Below are 20,761 nucleotides of genomic sequence, written 5' to 3' on the forward strand. Positions count from 1 at the left end.
CAGATATAGACCCATCACAGCCATTTGCCCAGATTGCGCGGGCCATCTCGCGGCAAATCCTGATGTGTGCCATGCCAAAGGCATTTGTTCCAGGGAAGGGATCAAACTTTGCATGGCCCCGGACACGGGCCCAAAGGCAGCGTTCTGGTCCCTGTGCCGGATGTCTGGTCTGATGAACGGGTGGGCACCATCTCGGCACATGGTACGACATCGGACAGCCATTGGGCTGCCCGGTCGGAAATTGCAGTTGTCTGAAACCTGGCCTCAGGCGGAGTGCGCACCGTCCGCCAGAGTTTTCACAAAGCTCAGCACATCTGCGACGCTATCCCCAGCGCCGATCTTGGCGACGATGGCCGATCCGACAACGGCACCATCGGACACGCTGGCGATGCCACGGGATTTTTCGGGAGTGTTGATGCCAAATCCGACGATGACAGGCAGATCGGTTTGCGATTTGATTCGGGAAACTTCGGGGCCGACATCGGTGGCTTCCGCTTCGGCAGCGCCGGTGATGCCTGTGATCGAAACATAATAAACAAAGCCTGACGTGTTCTGAAGCACGCGCGGCAAGCGTTTGTCATCCGTAGTCGGGGTTGCGAGGCGGATAAAATTCAACCCCGCATTTTGGGCTGGAATGCAAAGTTCATCATCTTCTTCGGGCGGCAGATCCACGACGATCAGCCCGTCAATCCCGGCGGCCTTGGCATCCGACAGGAAGGTTTCTACGCCACGGTTGTAGATCGGATTGTAATAGCCCATCAGCACAATCGGGGTCGTGTCATCGGTTTTGCGAAATTCGGTCGCCAGCTCCAAAGTGCGGCTGAGCGTCATCCCCGCTTCGAGCGCACGCTGACCGGCCAGCTGGATGGTCGGACCGTCGGCCATTGGGTCGGTAAACGGAAGCCCCAGTTCGATAATGTCGACACCGGCAGCGGGCAAACCTTTGACAATGTCCAATGAGGTTTCGAAATCCGGATCGCCGGCCATCACATAGGACACAAATGCCTTTTTGTTGGCTGTTTTCAACTCGGCAAACTTTGCATCGATACGGGTCATGGTCGGGTCTCTCCTGTGATCCGCCTTGGTGTGCCGAAACTTGGACCGGAAATCAATCCCGGCCGAACGGCGGATCGGGTCTTTACAGCAAAATTCGGGATTCTTCACGTTCGCAAGATACCCCCAGACCGCATGACCCGTCACAGCAGGGCATGTCAGCACCGGTGTCGGCGCTTGCGTCAGCGGCAATTGCTGCCTAGAAGCGGCCTCTGATAGGCATCAGGAGGCCGAGATGGGCTTTAAAATGGGAATCGTGGGCCTGCCCAATGTGGGTAAGTCGACCTTGTTCAACGCATTGACCAGAACCGCAGCTGCGCAGGCTGCGAATTTTCCGTTCTGCACGATCGAACCCAATGTGGGCGAAGTCGGGGTTCCGGACGCGCGTCTGGACAAGCTGGCCGCGATTGCAAGCTCCAAGCAGATCATCCCGACGCGCATGACATTCGTCGACATCGCCGGTCTGGTCAAAGGTGCCTCCAAGGGCGAAGGGCTGGGCAACCAGTTCCTGGCCAACATTCGCGAAACCGACGCCATTGCCCATGTGTTGCGCTGTTTCGAAGATGGCGACGTGACCCATGTCGATGGGCGTGTTGACCCGGTGGCAGATGCTGAAACCATCGAAACCGAGCTGATGCTGGCCGATCTGGAAAGTATTGAAAAACGACGTGCGAACCTGGTGCGCAAACTCAAGGGCAACGACAAGGAAGCCCAACAGCAGGACCGTTTGCTGGCAGCAGCGCAGGCGGTGCTGGAAGATGGCAAACCCGCACGCCTGGTCGAGATCGATGACGAAGACGCCAAAGCCTGGAAGCTGTTGCAACTGCTGAGCACCAAGCCTGTCCTCTATGTCTGCAACGTGGGCGAAGCCGAAGCTGCCGACGGGAATGAGCATTCTGCCAAGGTGGCGGAAATGGCCGCAAGCCAGGGCAACAGCCACGTCATCATTTCAGCCCAGATAGAAGAAGAGATCAGCCAGCTGGAAGACGAAGAGGCCGAAATGTTTCTCTCTGAAATGGGGTTGGAAGAAGCGGGTCTCGACCGGTTGATCCAGGCTGGCTATGAGCTGTTGCATCTGGAGACTTACTTCACGGTCGGCCCCAAAGAAGCCCGCGCCTGGACCATTCGCCAGGGCACGGCAGCACCACAGGCTGCCGGAGTGATCCACGGTGACTTCGAAAAGGGGTTTATCCGGGCCGAAACCATCGCCTATGACGACTACATTGCGTGCAATGGGGAACAAGGGGCCAAAGAAGCGGGTAAAATGCGCGCCGAAGGCAAAACGTATCTGGTCAAGGACGGTGATGTTCTGCACTTCCTGTTCAACACCTGATCGGGTGCCGTCGTGAAGCTGGTCATTGATACAGATCCCGGCATCGACGATGCAATGGCCATTTTCTATGCCGCTGCCGCGCCGGAGATAGACCTGATTGGTCTGACCACAGTGTTCGGCAATGTCACGACGCCAATCGCGACCCGGAATGCGTTGCGGTTGGTCGAGGCGGCTGGGTTGAATATTCCGGTTGCCGCAGGCGCAGATCAACCTTTGATGCTCCCTCCGTTTCCCCCTTCTTCTCAGGTACATGGAGATCAGGGGTTTGGTGCCATTCCCGCAGCTGACCCTCGGGGAACACCTGTGGCGCAAAATGCTGTGGACTTTCTCAGCCAGGTAACACGAGAACACCCGGGCGAGATCACGGTTTGCGCCATTGGACCGCTAACAAATATCGCCATGGTCCTGCAAAAGGACCCGGATTTCGCGCGGAACGTATCCCAGATCGTGATCATGGGCGGGTCCATCGAAGAAGGTGGTAATATTACACCCGATGCCGAGGCGAATATCTATCACGACCCCCATGCTGCGGACGTCGTGATGGCTTCGGGCGCAAATGTGGTGCTCGTAGGTTTGGATGTCACGCATATGATTCTGTGCACGCCGCGCGATTTCGCTGCGATTGCGGATCGTGCACCTCGCCTGGGCGGGATGTTGGGCGATATGGCCGAATTCTATCTTGCGTTTTACAAAAGCGTCGGGAAATTCGATGGGTGCTCATTGCATGATCCAGCCGCGGTGATCGCCTGCACCCATCCGGAATTGTTCGACATCCGTGATATGGTCATTTCAGTGGATTGCGAGGGATCCACCGCAGGCCGCACGATCACAGCACAAAATCTGGACCGATCCGCCATTCAGGTTTGCATGGATGTGAAATCTGACGCGGTCAAACAGCTCTTTTTGGACCGTTTGGCGTTGCTGGACTGACTGTCCGACTGGTGTCTTCAGGACCACGGTCACATTTCGCCGTGGCTCCGAAGACGTCGGTCTCACACCGGTCACACCAATTTCATCCTGCCTCGATCGCTGACTGGAACTGCACGCGATCCAGAACCTGGGCGTTTTTGTTTTCCCCGCAAAATTTCTCTTCCTCTGGCAACGGGTGGTGCGACAGCATCAAGCCCACAGAGATATGTTCGCGAAGTATCGCAGGAAGGCCTTTTGGGAAGACTGTGTGCATTGATGGTTCGGCACTTGGCCTCGGGCTTTCGGCCAGAAAGGGCCTGGCATCGTGCAAGTCTGAATGGCGACGTGTGACCAGCTATCCTGTCCCTGCATTGCACAAAGGCGACTCGGTAATTGCAGGCACCACGGCGTGCCAAGTCGGTGCAAAAACATGTCCGTGACTTATTCGGGATCGCTCTCTGTCTATCCGGTTTTGAGTAATTTCAGGAGGTTCTGCGTTCTCAAAGAAAAATCAAAATCCCTAGAGAATCGACCTTGTCTTTCCGTTGCTTGCGAGGATATACCCGTCAGCGGAGCTGTGGCCGAGTGGTCGAAGGCGCTCCCCTGCTAAGGGAGTAGGCGAGGAATCGTCTCGAGGGTTCGAATCCCTTCGGCTCCGCCAGAAATCCTAAATTTTCTCAACCAATACAGATATTTGGGGCTTCTTGCCGTCTTTACATCCCCCAATTTGACCCCCAGTTTGACTTTGATGACTCGCTAGTTTGATGCGAAGCCTTTGAAACGGGCTGTTCTCGAAATTATAAATAGCCGCTTCGATCTTTTCCCGTCTCAGAAAGGCACGCGGGCCAGCGCATTGGCTTGCGTCTTTGGTTATTGTCGATGTGGCGTCTCTATCCGACTCGTGCAATCCGCGCACGTTCGGTAAGGTCGCGGAACAAGTCTTGGTGCGCCTTAAAGTCTTTGTCGGTAAAGCGAATGCGGTACATGCCCCAGCGCGAATTGTATTCCAACGCATCTACGCCTGCGTCTTCGAGCAAGACATCGACCTCATCAGTGCGCGGCAACTTTGGTTCAAAAAGAACAAACGACTTTTTGGGGCGAAAGGTGACGTAGTTGTGGGCGCGTCCATCTTTGATAAGACCAACGTAGAACTTATTGTACTTGAGTTCGCTTGTCGGGTCGCTCTCCTTCACAATCTCAAACATGCGGTCCATGAGGCCAACAGTCTTAGGCGTCCCCTTGTCCGTCTCCCAATAGGCGCGGTCGGTTGGTGCGCTGATGGCGTCTTCGTCTTCATCCACAAGGCCCCGTTGAACCTCGTCCAGTACCTTGGTGAAAACAAGCGTGACGTGTTCACCGACTTGAAAGGCCTGCATCTGGATGGCGACAATCGGCAATGCACCGTTGAACAAGGACACGACGTTTAGAAAACGGCTGGTGATATTCTCGGCCACAATAACAGCGCAATGCTCATATTGGGGATAGCGCTTGCGCTCAATGTCCCAGTATTCAATTGTGCGGATGATGTGGGTCTCGTCCGTTGCCCCTAGCTGCAACTCGACCTCATAGCGCTTGTAGGTGTCGGGGTCTTGCAGCAGCAGGTCCAACCGCCCAGCGCGGACTTGGACACGTTCGCGGTCGCGCAGGACAAGGTCGCCAAGCCCCAGAACGGAGGGGTCTTCTGCGATGATGTCCTGAACCCAGTTCTCTGAGAGGGTCGGATGGTTTTTGAGCGAGATTGGCTTTGGGCGTGTGTATGCGGTCATTTCTTCGCCTTTGTTTTCTTTTTGGGCTTTTTAGCTTTTTCGGCCACTTTAGCCTCTGCCATTGCCCGCTCTTGGTTGAGCTTGAACAGGCGGGACAGGATTTCATCCTCTGATAGCGTGCCTGCGCGCCAATCATCGCCCCAGCCGTAGGCCTCTGCCACAGCTTCATCCAGCGCCTTGTGGGCGTGGTCGAGCCATGCGGGGCGGGCGTTGTAGAGGTTGGTGAGGGTGCGTTTCTTGAGTTCCTTGGCGGCGGTATCGTCTTTTGGCAGGATGCGGTCGGGGTAGCCTTCGACCACTTCGGGGACACGGGTGACAAGGTCGGCGGGGTTGAGCCAGTTTTCCCGCAGCTCATTCAGACGCGCGGCGGCGGTGGCGATTTTGATCGCGCGCGGGTCGGTGGCATAGTCGGCGGCGGGGATGTTGGGGGTGAGACCTTCGGGGAAAGGAAAAGTCGCGAATACACTTCCCGCATTGTAAACTGGATCGTTGCCAGCCCCGTGCCAAGAGCATGTTTTTGACGTCCATAATTCATGGAATTTGGATGAGAGCATCCCAAATGATGTGTCGTCGTCACGGCAAATAATCATAAGTCTTTGGTCTGGAAGAACGCTTACAGGCATCCAGCAAAATAGCCTATGCTTAGAAACCATTGGCGTCACTAATACACGCTCCATAGAAGCCATGGACTTTCGGAGTGCTGGCACCGTTTCTCCGTGTTTCCACCAACGCTCCCGCCTTATTGCCCGACGGTTTGTGTCTCGTATAGGTTTGACCAGCCGAAAAATATGTTCATACGGAACGTCAAAAAATGCTGCTTCCCGTTCAGACATATCAGCAAAATCTACAATCCACCTGTCGCTCGGTCTCCGAACGATGTCGTTGGCAATCCATAGTGGCCGTAAGACGTTCGAGTTCGGTTCTCCATTTGGATTTAGGGGTAATTTGAGCCAAGCACGGGCTGTCTCGCCTTCGATGTCAAATGGGCCAATTTTTGGTGGCCCTCGGAAAATGACATCGGCTTGTCCTTGCAGCTTTGCTGCATCGAATGATTGAGCTGTCAGTGAAGGGGAAATTTCGTCAACTGGATTACCATCCAATTGCTTCTGTATTGAGGCTGATTGCCCTGCACAGAAGATTGAGACTCTTACGGCTGCACCCTCGACAACCCATGGCAAATCAGACCAAGCGTTAAAGATTGGGAAGCGACTACTTAGCGTTGAGAATGGAATATTACTTGAAGAAGACCGAATCGAATTTGTGGCAACTAGACCGACCCGTCTAAGGCTTTTTCCCTGCAGAAATGCTTGAGCAAACCAATAGGTCACTAGGTCTGCGCTTTCAGGCACGCTTCCCTTATAAGCCGCACGCAGTTGGATTGTATATTCGTCACCAAGTTCCCTAAGGTGTCGCCCTGCACCCAAAAACGGCGGGTTCCCAATCACTACATCCGCTTTAGGCCACTTCGACCGCGTTCCATCCGGCGCAAGCACCGCATCCCTGTTGTCGATTGTGTCTACGCCGTCTGCGTCTTTCAGAGTCCGCAAAATCGGGTTCTTGGCCGCTTCAAATCCATTCCGCCGCATCCATTGGATTTCGCCGATCCAGACAGATACCCGCGCCAGTTCCGCCGCATAGGAGGACAGCTCAATCCCCAGCACCACCTCAGGTCCCAGTTGCGGAAAGCCGCGTGGCAGGCCCAGCGCCTCTGCCTCTAGGTTGACGCGGTGTTCGATGTTTTTTAGCTCTAACAAGGCGATATAGAGGAAGTTGCCAGACCCGCAGGCCGGGTCCAGCGCACGAAACGCTTTGAGCCGCTCGACAAAGCCAAGGTGCAGCTTTTCCGCCTTAACCAGCGCGCGGGTAGCAGCCGATTTTTCTTTGGTGCTGAGCAGCTTTGTCTTGGTGGCCTTGGGTGCTTTGTCCAGCTGCACCTCAATCTGGGCTTTCACCTCTGCCCATTCCGCCAACAGCGGCTCCACAATCACCGGGTTGACGATTTGCATGATTTTTTCGCGGTCGGTGTAATGCGCGCCAAGCTGGCTGCGTTTGGCAGGGTCCAAGCCGCGTTCAAACAAGGTGCCAAGGATAGAGGGGTCAATATCGGACCAATCCAGCGTGGCGGCGCGAATGAGGTCGTCAATATCTTCCCATTCCAGAGGCAACACATCGTCACTGTCAAACAAGCCGCCGTTGAACCATTCAACCGTTTCAAAACCCACCAAGCCGCCCGTTTTCATCGCACCAAACAGCGCCTTGGCATGGATGGCGAACGTCTCGGGCTTGGGGCGGGCGGTCTTAATCATCCGCTCAAACATCTTGTTCGGCAGCAACTCCACATCCTCAGCGAACATGCAAAACACCAAGCGGTTGATGAAGTGCGCCACCTCTTGCGGGTCGTGGCCGCGTTCGCGTAGGCGCTGAGCCATATTGGCAAAGTTTTGCGCGGCCTCTTCAGTGACCAGTTGGCGGGTCTTGGTCGGCTTGAGCTTGTCAGGATCAAGGAAGGCATTGCGCAACAAATCGCGGTTTGCCGCATCCGTCAGGTCGTCCAAGTGGATTGTGTGGACGTTCTGGACGGTGTTAGTCCAGTTGGTGTGGATGCGGATTACATCCATATCCGACACAATGAGGAGCGGCGGGTTTTCCAGCGCGATTGCATATTGCAAAAGCTGGTCAAACGCCTTGTCAAGGTTGGCGCGCTTGCCCTTATACTCCCAAGCAAAGCAATTTTTTCGCCAAACGTCCGCCCAACCGTCACCACCGCTGGTCTTTGACGCGCCTTTCTCGAAAGTGAACCATTCGCCCTTACTATCCGCAGTGGTCGGGTCTTCAATGTCCAACAATTTACAAAGGTCGATGAAATGGGACTGAGAGGCAGATCGCTCTTTGAGTTCGTTATTTTGCCACTTTTTAATAAATGCTTGGGGCGTCATGATAATTCCTAGGCGTACCATTTTCCAGCAATAGAGGCGGTTGATTGGGCAAGGTCAACTGTCGGTCGTGCTAGTGGTCCTGATTTAACTGTTCACCGAAATACATTTCGCGTTCTCCTAAGCTGAGAAGATGGGCATATTTTGCTATGAAAAGCTGATTTGCATTGTCCTCGCACCACTCAATCTCAAACCGTTTTCGCTGGTAGGTCCGTTGCCACATGCCTTTGGGCTTAGGCGCTATCCAATGGGCTGAACCCGGTTCGCCGCCCAGCGCCATGCGCAGCTTGTTGGCGCGGCGCAACATGCGGTCGTAGCGGGGTTCTGACTGGCTGGTGTAGGCGACGCTGTAGCAATGGCGGCATAGAAAGTATCGCCCGCCTGCGTACAGTTTCGCCACACGCCGCCCGCAGTGCTGGCCATTCACGATGCCAGGGCAGCGAAAATACGGGCGTTGGCCACCGTAGTAGCAGCTAGTATGTTCTAACGGCACCCGCTGAGTTACAGGCTCCCAGTCGCCCCCATATTGGCTGATGCGATAGCTTAGAACTATGCGCCCTGTTTCCGAACGAAAGCCAATTCGTGCAACTTCTTCACCGTCACGAGACCAAGTCCAATTCCCCCGCCAGCCATTGTTTAGGCATCCTTCACGGTGCATTCGGTTCACATCTAAAGTGCGGCAACCCTCGGCCTTCTGTTTGTGGCTGGGCCTTCCTGATCCATACCCCCCCATCAGAACCACCCCGGATTTTTTCCGAAATCATTAGGCAAGTCTTGGGTCCGCCGGTTCTTCGAGGTTGGCTGTTCCATTGTTCTGATTGGTCTCTGCATTCTGCATTCCTTCCGTGTGAGTGGTTATTATTAGTGTCCCGCCTGAGTACCCAAAGGCGTGCCAGAAACGTCTCTGACGGGTTCTGTGGTGGACCCAGATCGAGCGTTTGGGTTTCCGAGTGGACCCATCGGCGCGGGTGATGGGTACTCTGATGGACCGCTTTTTGATTTTGCCCGCCAGTGCCGCCAATCATTGGTCGCAACCTCTGCCCCCTTGGCGGTCTGCATCCGTTTTGTTGTCAGCCGCCATTCATGGGCGCGCCGGTTATACCAGTTGCCGGGGTTGTGCAGCGCAACGAAACCCTTCTCCTCCAGTTCAACAAAGGCGCGCTGGGCGGTGCCTTTTGATATGCCCAGCGCCTTGACCGCTTCATTCATCGACAGGCGCACATTGCCGTTGTTGCCGCCGTTGAACCGCGTGTGAAGTTCCAGCCAGACTTTGACAGCGGCCCCAGATAGGGACCGCCATGCTTCTGATTTGAGTTGGGCATAAGGCAGCGTCACATACTGACCTTCTGCGTCGCGCCGTTTTCCTTTTGACGCCATCAGCGATGCCCCTTGCGCAGTTCGTTGTTTGTGCGAAGCCAATGGTCCGGCAGGCTGTGTTTGCGTCTCAGGTGACGTTCAAATGGGCTGGGCGGGTTTATCTGGGCTTTGGGGTTGGCAGTCACTGTTTTTCCTCCCCATTACTGTGGCCCAGCACAACGGAACTCCGCAGCCGTTATCTGGCGTGATAGCCGGGATATGCGCCGCCATGCGGCTCGATTTCGGTGTCAATCTCAAAGCCCATTTCGCGCAGGGAATGGATATGAGCGGCAAGACGGATTGCTGGGTTCTCTAGCGAGGTGATACCTTGCCGCTTTGCTTGCATCAGATGATGCATGGTTTGGCCGATGCGCCCCGATAGAGTGAACATAGGGGGGCATTCGCCGCCCAGTAGGGTGACGTTCAGTTTCATTTTGACCTCATTGATTTGAGAGGCGCGAAGCGATAGGTCTGTAGTTGCTTAGACTACCCAGCGCCCGCACCGGTTTCATTGCCGTGTGGGCGTTGTCTTATCCAGCCAGCGGTTTGGTGGTTGGTCTATTGGAAAGCCAATCTGCGATTGCGCTTTCGGGCCAAGCAACGGCACGCTTGCCGATCCGGACAGGTCGGGGGAAGTCCCCCTTATCCATCATATAGTAGATGCTTGAGCGACTGAGGCCAGTGACGGCTTCAACAGCTGGGCGGCGCAGGTGATGTTGGGGCATATCGTTTCCCTTTGGATCAGTAAGTAACGACTGAGAACCTAACGGGATATGGCCTTTGAAATAGGTGTCACGAATAAGAAACCGTTTCGATTCAGTGTCACGATTTCGGCTTTTTCGGTTTTCGTCCGGGTTTGGAAATGTCTGGCCTTCGCTCCCGAGCAAGGTTCCAAGCAAAACGAAAGCCGCGCACACTCACTTCGTCACCTAGTAGAGATTTCGCATCTTGAAACTTCGGCAAGGCACCTAGATCAACTAACCTGACTATTTCATCAGACAGGGCCTTGGGTGACTTAGCTTTTTCCGGAGGAGAGTCGTTTGCTCCTTGAGAGCGCTGATCGACATCAGCAGTGTTTTGCGTGCGGGGCGTTAGAAACGCTGGAACATCGGCTTCTAGTTCATTCAAGAAATCAATGAAATCATCGTGTGGGAATATCAGCGGCAGGTGAAGAAAGGGCCCGTATCGTCGCTGAAGCTCTCGCTCGTCGGGAGGCTCATTCAAGTGATTTGGCGACAGTGCAGAGCCGACAGTTCCAACCATGATGTCGATATGGTCGTTGAGATTGTCATACGGGTCAAATGTGAAAGTTAGAAAGCGTGATGCAGGTAAAGCCTCACCATTAGCTAAACAAACCGCGACCTCACTACTTTCTTGCATATACAGCCAAGTGACTTCGAAGTTCTCATCGCCAAAAAATTCTATGTCACCTATGCGGCCTTCCTCGTCAAAGATGGCAGATATCGAGAGGAAAATCTCATTTAGGCTAATCCAACCTTTTGGAGCAAACACTAGGCAAGCCTCACAATTTCAGAATCAAGTTCGCAAATGAATTTTCCCCACCCATCCATCAACGTCCTACGCTTGTCAAAGAAGTCCGACCGAGCATAGGCCGCCTCTGCCTTATCCTTCACGGTATGTGCCAACGCTGCCTCAGATACATCACGCGGGGAGTTGGTGCGTTCCTGCGCCCAAGTCTTGAACGAGGTGCGGAACCCGTGCACGTCCACATCATAGCCCAGCGCCTTGACCAACTTTGAAAGGGTCATGTCAGACAATGGCTTCCCCTGTTTGGTGCCGGGGAAAACCAGCCCTTGGCCAACGTCTAGTTTCCGGGCCTCTGATAGCACCTCCAGAGCGCGGGACGACAACGGGACGCGATGCTCTTTCTTGGCCTTCATGCGCAGCGCTGGGCGGGTCCAGACAGCGTTTTCTAGATCAAACTCCGACCATTCAGCCAAACGCACTTCTCCAGACCGAGACGCAGTCAGGATAAGCAATTCCAGCGCCAGTTTAGTAGCAGTTCCAGCATTTGAAGATTTCAGGCTCTCAAGAAAGTCGGGAACCTTGTTATAAGGTAACGCCTTACGGTGGGTTTGGGTTTTTTCCTGTTTGGGTAGCGCGGATGAAATCGTTTCAGCAGGATTGTCCTGTCGCCAGCCATTCGCTACCGCCCATTTCATCACAGTACCGATGCGCTGCCGAACGCGCCGCGCAGTTTCGGGTTTTTCCAGCCAAATGGGCTGCAACACTGCCAGCACATCAGCCGTAGTGACTTCGGATACCTTTAGTTTGCCAATACGGGGGAAGGTGTAGGTTGCGAGCGTAGAAATGAACTGTGCGGCGTGTTTCTTGTTGCGCCACGTTGGTTCGTGGATCTTGTGAACCTTTCGCGCGGCCTCTTCAAACGTGAGCAAAGCCTCAGCGGTGCGTTTGGCTTGCAGTGGGTCGCCGCCAGCCCTCGCCAGCTTTCGGTTCTCTAACGCGGCTTCACGGGCCTCTGCTAAGCTCACAAGGGATGCAGATCCCAAGCCAATCTCAGTACGCTTGCCGCGAATAACAATACGCTGAACCCAGCGACGTGCACCTGATGTATCCACCTTAAGGAGCAAGCCGTGCCCATCGAAATATTTTCCGGGTTTAGATGCCGTTCGAACAAACGCCGCCGAAAGCGCTTTTTCTTGGCGCTTGCGCGGTACGTTGTCGTTGATGCCGCTTTTTTCGTCCGCCATTCCGTCCCCCATTGATAACAGGAATATGGGGGACGACATTGGAACGTTCAAGAACTTAAAGGTGATTAACTGTCTGTTTTATAGCACTTTATGGAACATTTCGGAATCTAGGCAGGCGGACTTCGGCTCCGCCACCACCCATTGATATCATTGGGAAAAATTGGCAAATAAAACTCTCACCCCACTTTGTACCCCACACAGTAAAACTGCTTGGCGTTGCTGCCCATTTGCCCATTTTGAGCTGGGTCGTGCGCGCTTAATAGCTAACTGTACGGATGGCGTGACCCACTACCCGGCAGACAATCTGCAGCACGTGACCAAAACACTGGCCATTGTCCACTCGGAAAGCGGCGACCGTAGACTGGTAGCGATTGCAGGCGAACGCGCAGCTGCGGCAATCTAATACGGTCGATGGGCCTAGCGGATCACCCGGCCCGGAACGCTGCTGGGGTTGTGCCGCATTTCCATTTGAAATGCGGTCCAAACCGACTGAAATCCGGGTAGCCCGCGCGCCAGGTAATTTCGGCGACGGTGAGCTTGCTGGTCTTTAGCAGGACCGTGACCATCTCCAGCCGCGCAGAGATCACATCCTGCAGCGGAGAGACGCCCTTTGCCGCATTGAACGCTTTTAAGAAATGAGGCGCGCTTATCGCGGCCAGACGTACCATCGCGGTCAGGGACAGGTTCGCGCCTAGATTGTCGTGGATGAAATCCATAACGCGGCGCAGACGCGTATCGTCGGCCCCCCGGTGCCAATCCGGCGGGGGCTGCATCGACTCATTTTCCAGAATGCCGCCACCCATTGCGGTGCTGATGGTCAGGCAGAGGTTCAGCAGCTGCGGATCGATGTCGCCGACAACGGGCGCAAAGTCGAACCCTTGGCCAATGCCGAATCAACCCAGATTGCCATTGCTCAAATTGACCATGACAAATTCCAGTTCGTCATCCCATCAACAGATCCCGTCGCCACCGGCAGGCAGGATCCCCCCTTGATTTGTCGCCATTAGTTTATCGGCCGCCTGTCGCTGCCAAGGACAAAGCGATGCGATGGCTGGTCGGTCAGAAAATTCCGACTGACAGTCTGGGAAGTTCAAAGGAACCTCCGCGCGCATGCAAACTGGTCTTGGTTGAAACAACATTGGACATGGTCCAGACCCAATCGCAGCCGCCTGAAACTCAAACCTCGCCGCGCCGGAGGCAGGGTGAGCGTGCTTTCAGATGCTCCATGAACAGACGCAGCGGCATCATCGTGCGGTATTCACGCGGGAAGTAGATATAGATGCCGGGCGTGGTGCTCAGGTGATCTTCCAGCACGGGGATCAGTTCGCCCGTTGCAATCCGGTTGGCTACGTAATCGCGAAAAGTGAAAACCAGCCCCAAGTTTTGCTGCGCAAGATCAATCGAAGCAGGAAGCGTATTGGTGATCAGGTTGCCCTGCACATCAACGGTGTATTCACCTTCCGGACCGGTGAAGCTCCAGGGCGCAATCCGGCCGGCGGATTGAAACCGATATCGGATGCAGGTGTGATCCAGCAGATCGCGCGGTGTTGCCGGTGTGCCATGGGTCTCCAGGTATCCCGGACTGGCCACCACGGCCAGCTGCAAGGGTCCGGTCTGCCGCACGGCCACCATATCTTCGGCAATGCGATCACCCAGACGAAAACCTGCATGCAGTTCTTCCCCCAAGATGTCAGACAGGGCATCGGTCAGGGATAACTCCAGCTCGATCTCTGGGTAAGTCTGGCAAAAACTTTGCAAAATCGGGCTGACATAGAGGTGATAGACGAACTCTGGCATGACCAGCTTCAGAGTCCCGCGCGCCGCGTGCCCGGTGCTGCGGGCGCTATCCACAGCCTCCGACAGCTGATCAAAGGCGGGGCCGGCACCACGGATCAGGGCGCGCCCGGCCTCGGTCAGGCTGACCGACCGCGTGGTGCGGATGAACAGCGCCATGCCCAGCTGCGCTTCGAGAGATTTTAGCTGATGACTGACAGTCGAAGGTTTGAGGTCCAGCGCATCAGCTGCCGCGCGCAAACTACCGTGACGGGCGATCGCGGTGAAAACTTCAAGATTGGTAAGAGGCAGACGCATGGCAACTCTCGTCAGGTCAGATGGCGAAACGAAACAGCTCAACGGGTTGAAGCACCCCCCGCAAGCCTTTTGCGCCGAGGACAGAGTAGCACAATATTCGCCCACATTGTTCGATTTTATACATGAAAGAGGTGGGCAATGAGGGAATTATCAGCTCCTGCCCCATGGCATAGATGTTCGGTCAACAACGAAACAGCACACCGGATTGGCGCGCAAGCGTACTCCGGCAACGCCAGTACAGGACGCAACATGAAATCGCTGATCGCACCCGTTCTTGCAATGACAATCGCCAGCGGCACCGCATTGGCCGGGACCCCGAATGAAAACACCAAGGTCGTGCAGGCCTTCTTTGCGGCCTATGGAGCGAACGACCTGGATGGCATCGCTGCCGTTATGGACGAAGATATCCGCTGGCACATCCCGGGTCGGCATCCTTTGTCGGGCACCAAACATGGGCGGGCGGAGGTGCTGGCCTTTTTTGCCCAGCTAGGTGCGGCGGGGTTCAAGGCAGAGCCGATCTATTTCGGCGCGGATGAAACCCATGTGGTCGACATTCACCGCGGCTGGTCCAATGCCGAGGGCAAGCCCAACGTCGATACGATCTGGGCACTGGTCTACCGGATCAAGGATGGCAAAATCGTCGAAGCAACCAATCTGAGCGCCGATCAGGATGCGGCCAACACCTTCTTCTGGGCGCAATACGATCTGGCCCCACTGCCCAACAGGCTGGCCGACTGACCCGAAGCTGACGAGGAGAGGCCCATGAAACGCGCATTTGTAACCGGTGGCAACCGCGGTATCGGTCTGGCCATCGCCAAGGGCCTGATTGACCAGGGCTGCGAGGTGTTGATCGGATCGCGAAACCTGCAATCAGGTGAGAAGGCGGCCCAACGGATCGGAGCCTCCGTCATCGCGCTTGACCTGTCCGATCCGCTCTCGATTACGCGCGCGGCAGAGCAGACCGGCCCGATCGATATTCTGGTGAACAACGCTGGCATTCTAGGGTCCGGCAGTTTGCTGAATGACCCGCAGGACTTTGCCGACAGCCTGGCCATCATGGTGCATGGCCCCTACCTGCTGATGCATCACCTGACCTCGCATATGATGGCAAACGACTATGGTCGGGTAGTGAATGTCTCTTCGGGTTGGGGCGCGTTTTCGGACGGTGTGGCCGGGCCTGCAGGCTACGGCGTGGCAAAGGCAGGACTGAATGCGTTGACCGTGGCCGCCGCCCGCACCTTGCCCCGTTCGGTCAAGGTCAACGCCATGTGCCCCGGCTGGGTGCGCACCCGTATGGGCGGCCAAGGTGCCGACCGCGCCCCTCAAGAAGGCGCAGACACAGCAATCTGGCTGGCCACGCTGCCCGACACCGGCCCCACCGGCGGCTTCTTTCGCGACCGCAAACCCATCGCCTGGTAAACCCCATGACACACACAGATCACACCATAGTCCGCGCCTTTATCGCTGACTGGTTCGCCCGCTTTGACCGGCTGGAGCCCGTCGACGCCTTTCTGTCCGATCTTCACCCGCAGGTGGGCTGGGACATGATCGATATAGACCGCACCCTGTCCGGTCATGACCGCGTGCGGTCCTGGTATCAGGGCGTGCTGAACACCTTCCAGGCCCCAACAGAGCATCACGTCAGCGACATCGAAATTGGTGAGGGGAAGGTGTCCTTTACCGTGCTCTTTCGGGCCAACACCTTCGACGGAACCACAGTCGAGGCAAATGTTCGCGAACATTGGCGTTTTGACACCCGGCCGGACGGCCGCCCGCTCATCACCACTTACACCGCCGAACTTTTGGAAAAGGCAACCGAATGAAAACCCTTGTGCTGACCGCCCACCCGGAACTGGGCAAATCCCGTATCAACCGCGCCTGGTTTGAGGTGCTATCCAGGGCTGACACTGTGACCACCCGCGATCTCACCGCAATTGGCGGCACCGGGATGCACTTTGACCTGGAAAAGGAACAGGCGCTGCTTTTGGCGCATGACCGGATCGTGTTCCAGTTCCCGTTTTACTGGTATTCTGCGCCTCCTGTGATGAAGGCCTGGATGGATCAGACGCTGAGCTATGGTTTTGCCTATGGACCGGGTGGCGACAAACTGAAGGGACGCGAGTTCCTGGTCCTGGTGTCGACCGGTGGCCCTGCAGACAGCTATCACGCGGGCGGCTATAACAATTTCTCGATGGATGAACTGTTGAAGCCGTTCCAGCAGACCGCGCTGCTGACCGGGATGACCTACCTGCGCCCCTTTGTGGCGCATGGTATGGCCGTGGCAACCATCGAGCAGATCGAAGCCAGCGTGCCAGAGATGCTGGCTCATCTCACCGATCCGGAACTGGACCCCAAGGTGAAGCAGGCCCTCCTCCTTAAGGCGCTGGCGGAGGATCCGGCGAAAGCAGCGGCTGTGAGCTGAGGATGCCCGCAAAGGTCGTGCAAAGCAATGTCACGAGAGGGGCAATAAGGACTCTCGGTTCGCCAAATTTGGCAACCAGTCTTTTGAAAAACCGCTTCGCAGCCTTAGCATTTCGGCGTGTTTGCGCAAGTATATCGAAAGCCCTTCTGCCGCCGCATTTGGGTTGGAACGTTCATCAGTTTCCCATGCCCAGATCAGATGCGATCAACAATTTGGCAATACCTCAGGCGAAAGCCGGTGTCCGAGCGCTTTTGTCAACGCAAGGCCAACGCCATGGTTGGTGCCGGTGACGAGGGCGGTTCTGCTTATCAATACCTACCTAGTCGATTGTCAAAACCAGCTTGCCCGTTGTCTCTCCGGCCTCTAGACGGCGATGGGCTTCAGCCGCTTCGCTCAAAGAGAGTGTCGTGACGTGCGGGTGCAGAACGCCTTGGTCGAGCAGATTGAAGACACGCACCAAATCAGAGTTGAACGCGTCGGGGCGACTGCCGAAGTAGGTGTAAATGTCGCTTACCCGTATTGCGACGGACTTCTGGAAATGCTTGACCAAATCTTCACCGAATGTGCCCGCTGGCGGGCCAGCCAGGAAGCCAAAGATCACCGTGGTGCCGAGCGGTGCGAGCGCGTCAAGGTCTGACTTGAGGGTGTCCCCGGAGATCGGGTTCAAGGTCAGATCAACCCCCCGCCCCTCTGTGATCTCCATGATCCGGGCGGTAAGGTTTTCCTTGCGGTAGTCGATCACATAATCTGCGCCCTGGTCTAGTGCATAGCCCAGCTTGTCCGTGCTGGCAGAGGCAATGATCGTCATGCCCAGATGCTTGGCGATATGCTGGATCATGGTGCCGACACCGCCAGCTGCAGCATGAACCAAGACGGATTTTCCGGCTGCCGCACCGCCTAGGTTAACCAGCATATGATATGCGGTCATTGCGTTCACAGGTACTGACGCCGCGAGGCTGAAATCGATGCCATCAGCGATCTTGGCTACATAGGGTGCTGAGATCACCGAATGCGTGCCATAGCCACCGGCACCAATCGGACCCATCCAGGCCACACGGTCGCCAATAGCAAACCCCTCTACACCTTCGCCGAGCACCTCTATCACTCCAGCTCCTTCAACGCCCGGTACATACGGTAGTTCGGGCATCATGCCTTCTGGCATCTCACCGCGCCGAATGATCGTGTCGATAAAATTGACGGCTGCGGCATGGTTGCGAATGAGGATTTGTCCTGAACCCGGCGCGGGCACAGTTCGATTTTTGCGTTCCAGAAACTCTGGACCACCCGTTTGCGTGATTTCGACGGTATATGACATTTGAGACCTCTTTTGCGTTGTCCAGAAGGTAGCAAACTAGGGTATTCGCGATAATAGTTGAATTTAGGAAGTATAATCTCGAAAATAAGATAATGATATACAACGACCTCGCCTTGTTCACGTCAGTCGCCCGGCATTTGAGCTTTTCCGAGGCCGCCAATGCGCTCGGCATACCGCTTAGCCGGGTTAGCCGTCGAATTGCCGAATTGGAGGACCATTTGGGCGCAAAACTCTTTGAACGTACCACCCGGACAGTCCGGTTGACGGAAGAGGGGCGCAGACTGCTCGATCGCTGCCAGGAACCCTTCGAAGCCCTTCAGGATGTCGCAGGGTTCTCCGATGATGGTAAGCGTCATATGATCAGAATAACGGCTCCCCCCTTGGCCGCCCGCACCAGCATCGGGCCACGCCTTCTGGAGTTTGCCAAGCAGAACCCTGATGTGATGCTTGATTTGACAACGACCAACACAATGCTGGATTTCTTTCGCGATAACATTGATTTGGCGTTCCGGCTTGGTCCGCTTAATGACTCATCCTTGATCGCCAAACGACTTTGGTCCGTACCCTATTGCTTCGTTGCGGGAATTGGCTTCTTGGACCGCAATGGTTTGTGTAGCTCAGTGGACCTGCATCAGCTTCTTGAGTTACCTGCAATCACATCTGGCCAGCCATGGGTCCTAGCCGGCGGTGAAACGATTCAACCCAAGAAAGTAAGTCACAGCCTGGATGATCTGGAAGTCGTCGCAGATGCGGTGCGTAAAAACCTCGGAGTAGCCATGTTGCCCAGAGACTTGGCCAGCGAAGGATTACGCACCTTAACGGTGAAAAACGCCGCTCCGATGTCCCGCGACATGTATGCTGTTTATCCAAGCCGTCGTCTGCTTCCCGTTCGAATAAGAAAGCTAATCGAGTTTTTGGGGCCTGCGTAAGGCCCGAGACTATACCGAAGTAACAACTACCGCGCATCGCGGTCATTGGTGTTCACTGTAGCATCGGCCAAAGTGGGCTCGCTGCAGCCTTGCGGCAGCGCTGATGTGATCGCGGAACGTCTCGGCAGTGACAGATCTACAATTTTTCTGCGAACTCCGCCGCAATCATTTTCAGGACGTCAAAAGGATCGCAAATTGATCCGGTAATGTACTCAAGGCCAAGCGTCACTTCTGCTGTCAGGCTTTGTTCGATTCTAGCTGCCTTCCGGAAAGATGCTCAATTGAGAGATTGAATCTCCTTTGCCCCCGCTAACCATAACGGGATAACAGACAATTTGGGCTTAGCCCAAGGGCTGCGGATCACCTGCAAAGGGGTCGTTTACTGCTGGCCAGAATGGAATTTTTCTTTTTGTCAGGGGAATATTGTGGAAATTCGGCTGTGTGCCACCTGGTGTTGCAACTTGCAGCACAAGATCTGAGATTTGACTGAATGGACCATAGAAATGAAACAGCGATTTGACTGCTACGACCGTTTTCTCCGCTAAGCGGATGCCCATTTTTTCGAATGCCTCGGGGTGGTAAACCTGCACACGCAAATCGTTTACCAGCAGGTCAATACCCTCTGGCAATTGCAGCCAAACGACTGTTCCCATCGGTTCAAGACCTGCTCCCAGATGTTGACCCAATCCTGATTGAATGTTGATTATCTTTGCAACGACATCAATCGGATCGCCGGACATTGGACCGGTCTTGCCCCCTAACCGAAGTTTGAGAGTGCATCCGACACCTGCGTCCTGGCAGATACGAACCACGCCGGGATCCCAAAATAGCCCGCTGGCGAAATTGGTCATCTTCTGAGCCAGCATTTCTTTTAGCAAAACGGCGGAATCACCGGGAGCACCCCCCCCCGAATTGTCACCCATATCTGCCAGAACACACAGTTCACCGGTGTGCTCTTTGGCCCGCGACAACGCAGCCGCAACCGAAAGATAAGGAGTAACCACCTGCTCGCGCAGATCAAAAAACAAACGGCCCAATCGTTCTGCTTCTGATGTCGCCAAAGCCTGATCGCCATCGGCGACAACCAGCATACGCGCACCGACATCGGCCACATCGGCCCAGGGAAACCCATGACTAAGCGACGCCGAAAGAATGCCGAGCTGTTGTTCGCAGGCGTGCAGTTGCGAGACAAATTTCTGCATCTCATTGGTTTTGGTCAGGTAGAGATTCACCATACGCGTGTCAAAATAGGCCATCTTGGGCCGGATCTCTCCTAGATGCGTCCGAAACGCCAGATCGAACAATTCATCTGCCCGAGCTGTCGCGTCATCATGGGGGTATTCCTTGAACATCAGAATAATATCTGCCTCTTGCAGCATCTGATCGGTGAGGTGGCAATGAAGATCTAAAGAGACGCCAATCGTGGCCTTCGGGCATTGCGCTCGGACGCGGGCCAAAATATCGCCTTCGCAGTCTTCCAAGTGTTCGGCAACCATTGCACCATGCAACTGTAGAAGGATGACATCGGCACCGCCACAGGCCCGCAGGTCGGACAAGATCTCGCCAATCAGCGCTTCATAGCAGGTTTCCACGGTCCGCCCGGCTGGCTCAGCGATTGCTGAGAGGCTTTCAACAACGGTCCACCCCAAGGCTTCTGCCTTTCTCCGCCAAAGGTGCAGCGCCTCGGTCATCAGATTTGGCGGCTCTTGTGTGGCTGTTCCGTGACGCAGGTAATAGTCCCGATACCCTGACATGCCGGTCGGCATCGAACAGAATGTATTGGTTTCCGTTGAAAGCGTTGCAATGAAAAGCCGCATCGGCAGGTCTTTCTGAAACAATGTAATCATGGCTGCAATAGCCGCTCGGCCGTGAACAACGCGCGCCCAGTTTTGACCAGACGCGCGTGCCGTCGTGATAAGTCA

General features: G+C 55.4%; 21 protein-coding genes, 1 tRNA gene and 1 pseudogene. 9 read left to right on the forward strand and 14 right to left on the reverse strand.

Annotated features, from left to right (window positions below; all coding sequences use genetic code 11):
• The first annotated feature begins 108 nt into the window (after positions 1–108).
• Positions 109–255 carry a hypothetical protein gene (locus K3727_19135; GenBank protein ID UWQ90839.1) on the forward strand — a complete coding sequence of 49 codons (147 nt, stop codon included), beginning with the start codon at positions 109–111 and terminating at the stop codon, positions 253–255.
• A 9-nt stretch (positions 256–264) separates the two neighbouring features.
• Here K3727_19135 and trpA read toward each other — a convergent pair whose 3' ends face one another.
• Positions 265–1,056, reverse strand: coding sequence for a tryptophan synthase subunit alpha (gene trpA, locus K3727_19140; GenBank protein UWQ90840.1), 792 nt, complete (start codon positions 1,054–1,056; stop codon positions 265–267).
• A gap of 232 nt (positions 1,057–1,288) precedes the next feature.
• Here trpA and ychF point away from each other — a divergent pair, with 232 nt between their 5' ends.
• The 3 genes from ychF (at position 1,289) to K3727_19155 (ending at position 3,956) form a co-directional block, all read left to right on the forward strand.
• Positions 1,289–2,386, forward strand: coding sequence for a redox-regulated ATPase YchF (gene ychF, locus K3727_19145; GenBank protein ID UWQ90841.1), 1,098 nt, complete (start codon positions 1,289–1,291; stop codon positions 2,384–2,386).
• 54 nt (positions 2,387–2,440) lie between these two features.
• A complete protein-coding gene (locus K3727_19150; protein ID UWQ93459.1) occupies positions 2,441–3,316 on the forward strand; it encodes a nucleoside hydrolase in 876 nt (291 codons plus the stop codon).
• A 550-nt stretch (positions 3,317–3,866) separates the two neighbouring features.
• Positions 3,867–3,956 (forward strand) — tRNA-Ser (locus K3727_19155).
• Positions 3,957–4,185: 229 nt separating this feature from the next.
• On the opposite strand, the gene K3727_19160 is transcribed toward K3727_19155, so the two are convergent.
• From K3727_19160 to K3727_19205, 10 genes are all read right to left on the reverse strand, one after another.
• On the reverse strand, positions 4,186–5,061 hold the full coding sequence (locus tag K3727_19160) for a hypothetical protein (protein UWQ90842.1): 876 nt from the start codon (positions 5,059–5,061) through the stop codon (positions 4,186–4,188).
• Positions 5,058–7,997 (reverse strand): class I SAM-dependent DNA methyltransferase, encoded by a 2,940-nt coding sequence (locus K3727_19165; GenBank protein ID UWQ90843.1) that lies wholly within the window; start codon positions 7,995–7,997, stop codon positions 5,058–5,060. Before K3727_19165 ends, K3727_19160 begins: the two co-directional genes overlap by 4 nt.
• 70 nt (positions 7,998–8,067) lie before the next feature.
• Entirely contained in the window at positions 8,068–8,727 is a 660-nt protein-coding gene (locus tag K3727_19170) for a hypothetical protein (GenBank protein UWQ90844.1), read from the reverse strand.
• Between the two features lie 128 nt (positions 8,728–8,855).
• Entirely contained in the window at positions 8,856–9,371 is a 516-nt protein-coding gene (locus tag K3727_19175; protein ID UWQ90845.1) for a helix-turn-helix domain-containing protein, read from the reverse strand.
• 175 nt (positions 9,372–9,546) lie between these two features.
• Entirely contained in the window at positions 9,547–9,783 is a 237-nt protein-coding gene (locus K3727_19180; protein UWQ90846.1) for a helix-turn-helix domain-containing protein, read from the reverse strand.
• 97 nt (positions 9,784–9,880) lie between these two features.
• Positions 9,881–10,075, reverse strand: coding sequence for an AlpA family transcriptional regulator (locus K3727_19185; protein UWQ90847.1), 195 nt, complete (start codon positions 10,073–10,075; stop codon positions 9,881–9,883).
• 97 nt (positions 10,076–10,172) lie between these two features.
• Positions 10,173–10,862, reverse strand: a complete 690-nt coding sequence (locus K3727_19190) for a hypothetical protein (GenBank protein UWQ90848.1) — start codon at positions 10,860–10,862, stop codon at positions 10,173–10,175.
• On the reverse strand, positions 10,862–12,082 hold the full coding sequence (locus K3727_19195) for a tyrosine-type recombinase/integrase (GenBank protein ID UWQ90849.1): 1,221 nt from the start codon (positions 12,080–12,082) through the stop codon (positions 10,862–10,864). Before K3727_19195 ends, K3727_19190 begins: the two co-directional genes overlap by 1 nt.
• Before the next feature lie 425 nt (positions 12,083–12,507).
• Positions 12,508–12,855, reverse strand: coding sequence for an AraC family transcriptional regulator (locus tag K3727_19200; protein UWQ90850.1), 348 nt, complete (start codon positions 12,853–12,855; stop codon positions 12,508–12,510).
• A 403-nt stretch (positions 12,856–13,258) separates the two neighbouring features.
• Complete coding sequence (locus tag K3727_19205; GenBank protein UWQ90851.1) at positions 13,259–14,173, reverse strand: LysR family transcriptional regulator; 915 nt, start codon at positions 14,171–14,173, stop codon at positions 13,259–13,261.
• 249 nt (positions 14,174–14,422) lie between these two features.
• Between K3727_19205 and K3727_19210 the strand changes: the two genes are divergently transcribed.
• The 4 genes from K3727_19210 to K3727_19225 are packed head-to-tail and all read left to right on the forward strand — an operon-like array spanning position 14,423 to position 16,595.
• Positions 14,423–14,911, forward strand: a complete 489-nt coding sequence (locus K3727_19210) for a nuclear transport factor 2 family protein (GenBank protein UWQ90852.1) — start codon at positions 14,423–14,425, stop codon at positions 14,909–14,911.
• A 24-nt stretch (positions 14,912–14,935) separates the two neighbouring features.
• The gene (locus tag K3727_19215; protein UWQ90853.1) at positions 14,936–15,592 is read left to right on the forward strand and encodes an SDR family NAD(P)-dependent oxidoreductase; all 657 of its coding nucleotides are present in this window, start codon (positions 14,936–14,938) and stop codon (positions 15,590–15,592) included.
• A 5-nt stretch (positions 15,593–15,597) separates the two neighbouring features.
• Positions 15,598–15,996 (forward strand): hypothetical protein, encoded by a 399-nt coding sequence (locus K3727_19220; GenBank protein UWQ90854.1) that lies wholly within the window; start codon positions 15,598–15,600, stop codon positions 15,994–15,996.
• Entirely contained in the window at positions 15,993–16,595 is a 603-nt protein-coding gene (locus tag K3727_19225; GenBank protein UWQ90855.1) for an NAD(P)H-dependent oxidoreductase, read from the forward strand. The genes K3727_19220 and K3727_19225 overlap by 4 nt, the downstream gene beginning before the upstream one ends.
• Before the next feature lie 43 nt (positions 16,596–16,638).
• On the opposite strand, the pseudogene K3727_19230 reads toward K3727_19225, so the two are convergent.
• A pseudogene (locus K3727_19230) lies at positions 16,639–16,731 on the reverse strand (IS6 family transposase).
• Between the two features lie 183 nt (positions 16,732–16,914).
• The gene (locus K3727_19235) at positions 16,915–17,910 is read right to left on the reverse strand and encodes a zinc-binding dehydrogenase (protein ID UWQ90856.1); all 996 of its coding nucleotides are present in this window, start codon (positions 17,908–17,910) and stop codon (positions 16,915–16,917) included.
• 92 nt (positions 17,911–18,002) lie between these two features.
• Between K3727_19235 and K3727_19240 the strand changes: the two genes are divergently transcribed.
• On the forward strand, positions 18,003–18,839 hold the full coding sequence (locus K3727_19240; GenBank protein UWQ90857.1) for a LysR family transcriptional regulator: 837 nt from the start codon (positions 18,003–18,005) through the stop codon (positions 18,837–18,839).
• Positions 18,840–19,180: 341 nt separating this feature from the next.
• Here the strand turns inward: K3727_19240 and K3727_19245 are convergent, their stop codons facing one another.
• A complete protein-coding gene (locus tag K3727_19245) occupies positions 19,181–20,686 on the reverse strand; it encodes a M81 family metallopeptidase (GenBank protein UWQ90858.1) in 1,506 nt (501 codons plus the stop codon).
• Positions 20,687–20,761 lie beyond the last annotated feature (75 nt).

The sequence above is a fragment of the Rhodobacteraceae bacterium M382 genome (assembly GCA_025141015.1).
Taxonomy (GTDB): Bacteria; Pseudomonadota; Alphaproteobacteria; order Rhodobacterales; family Rhodobacteraceae; genus Aliisedimentitalea; species Aliisedimentitalea scapharcae.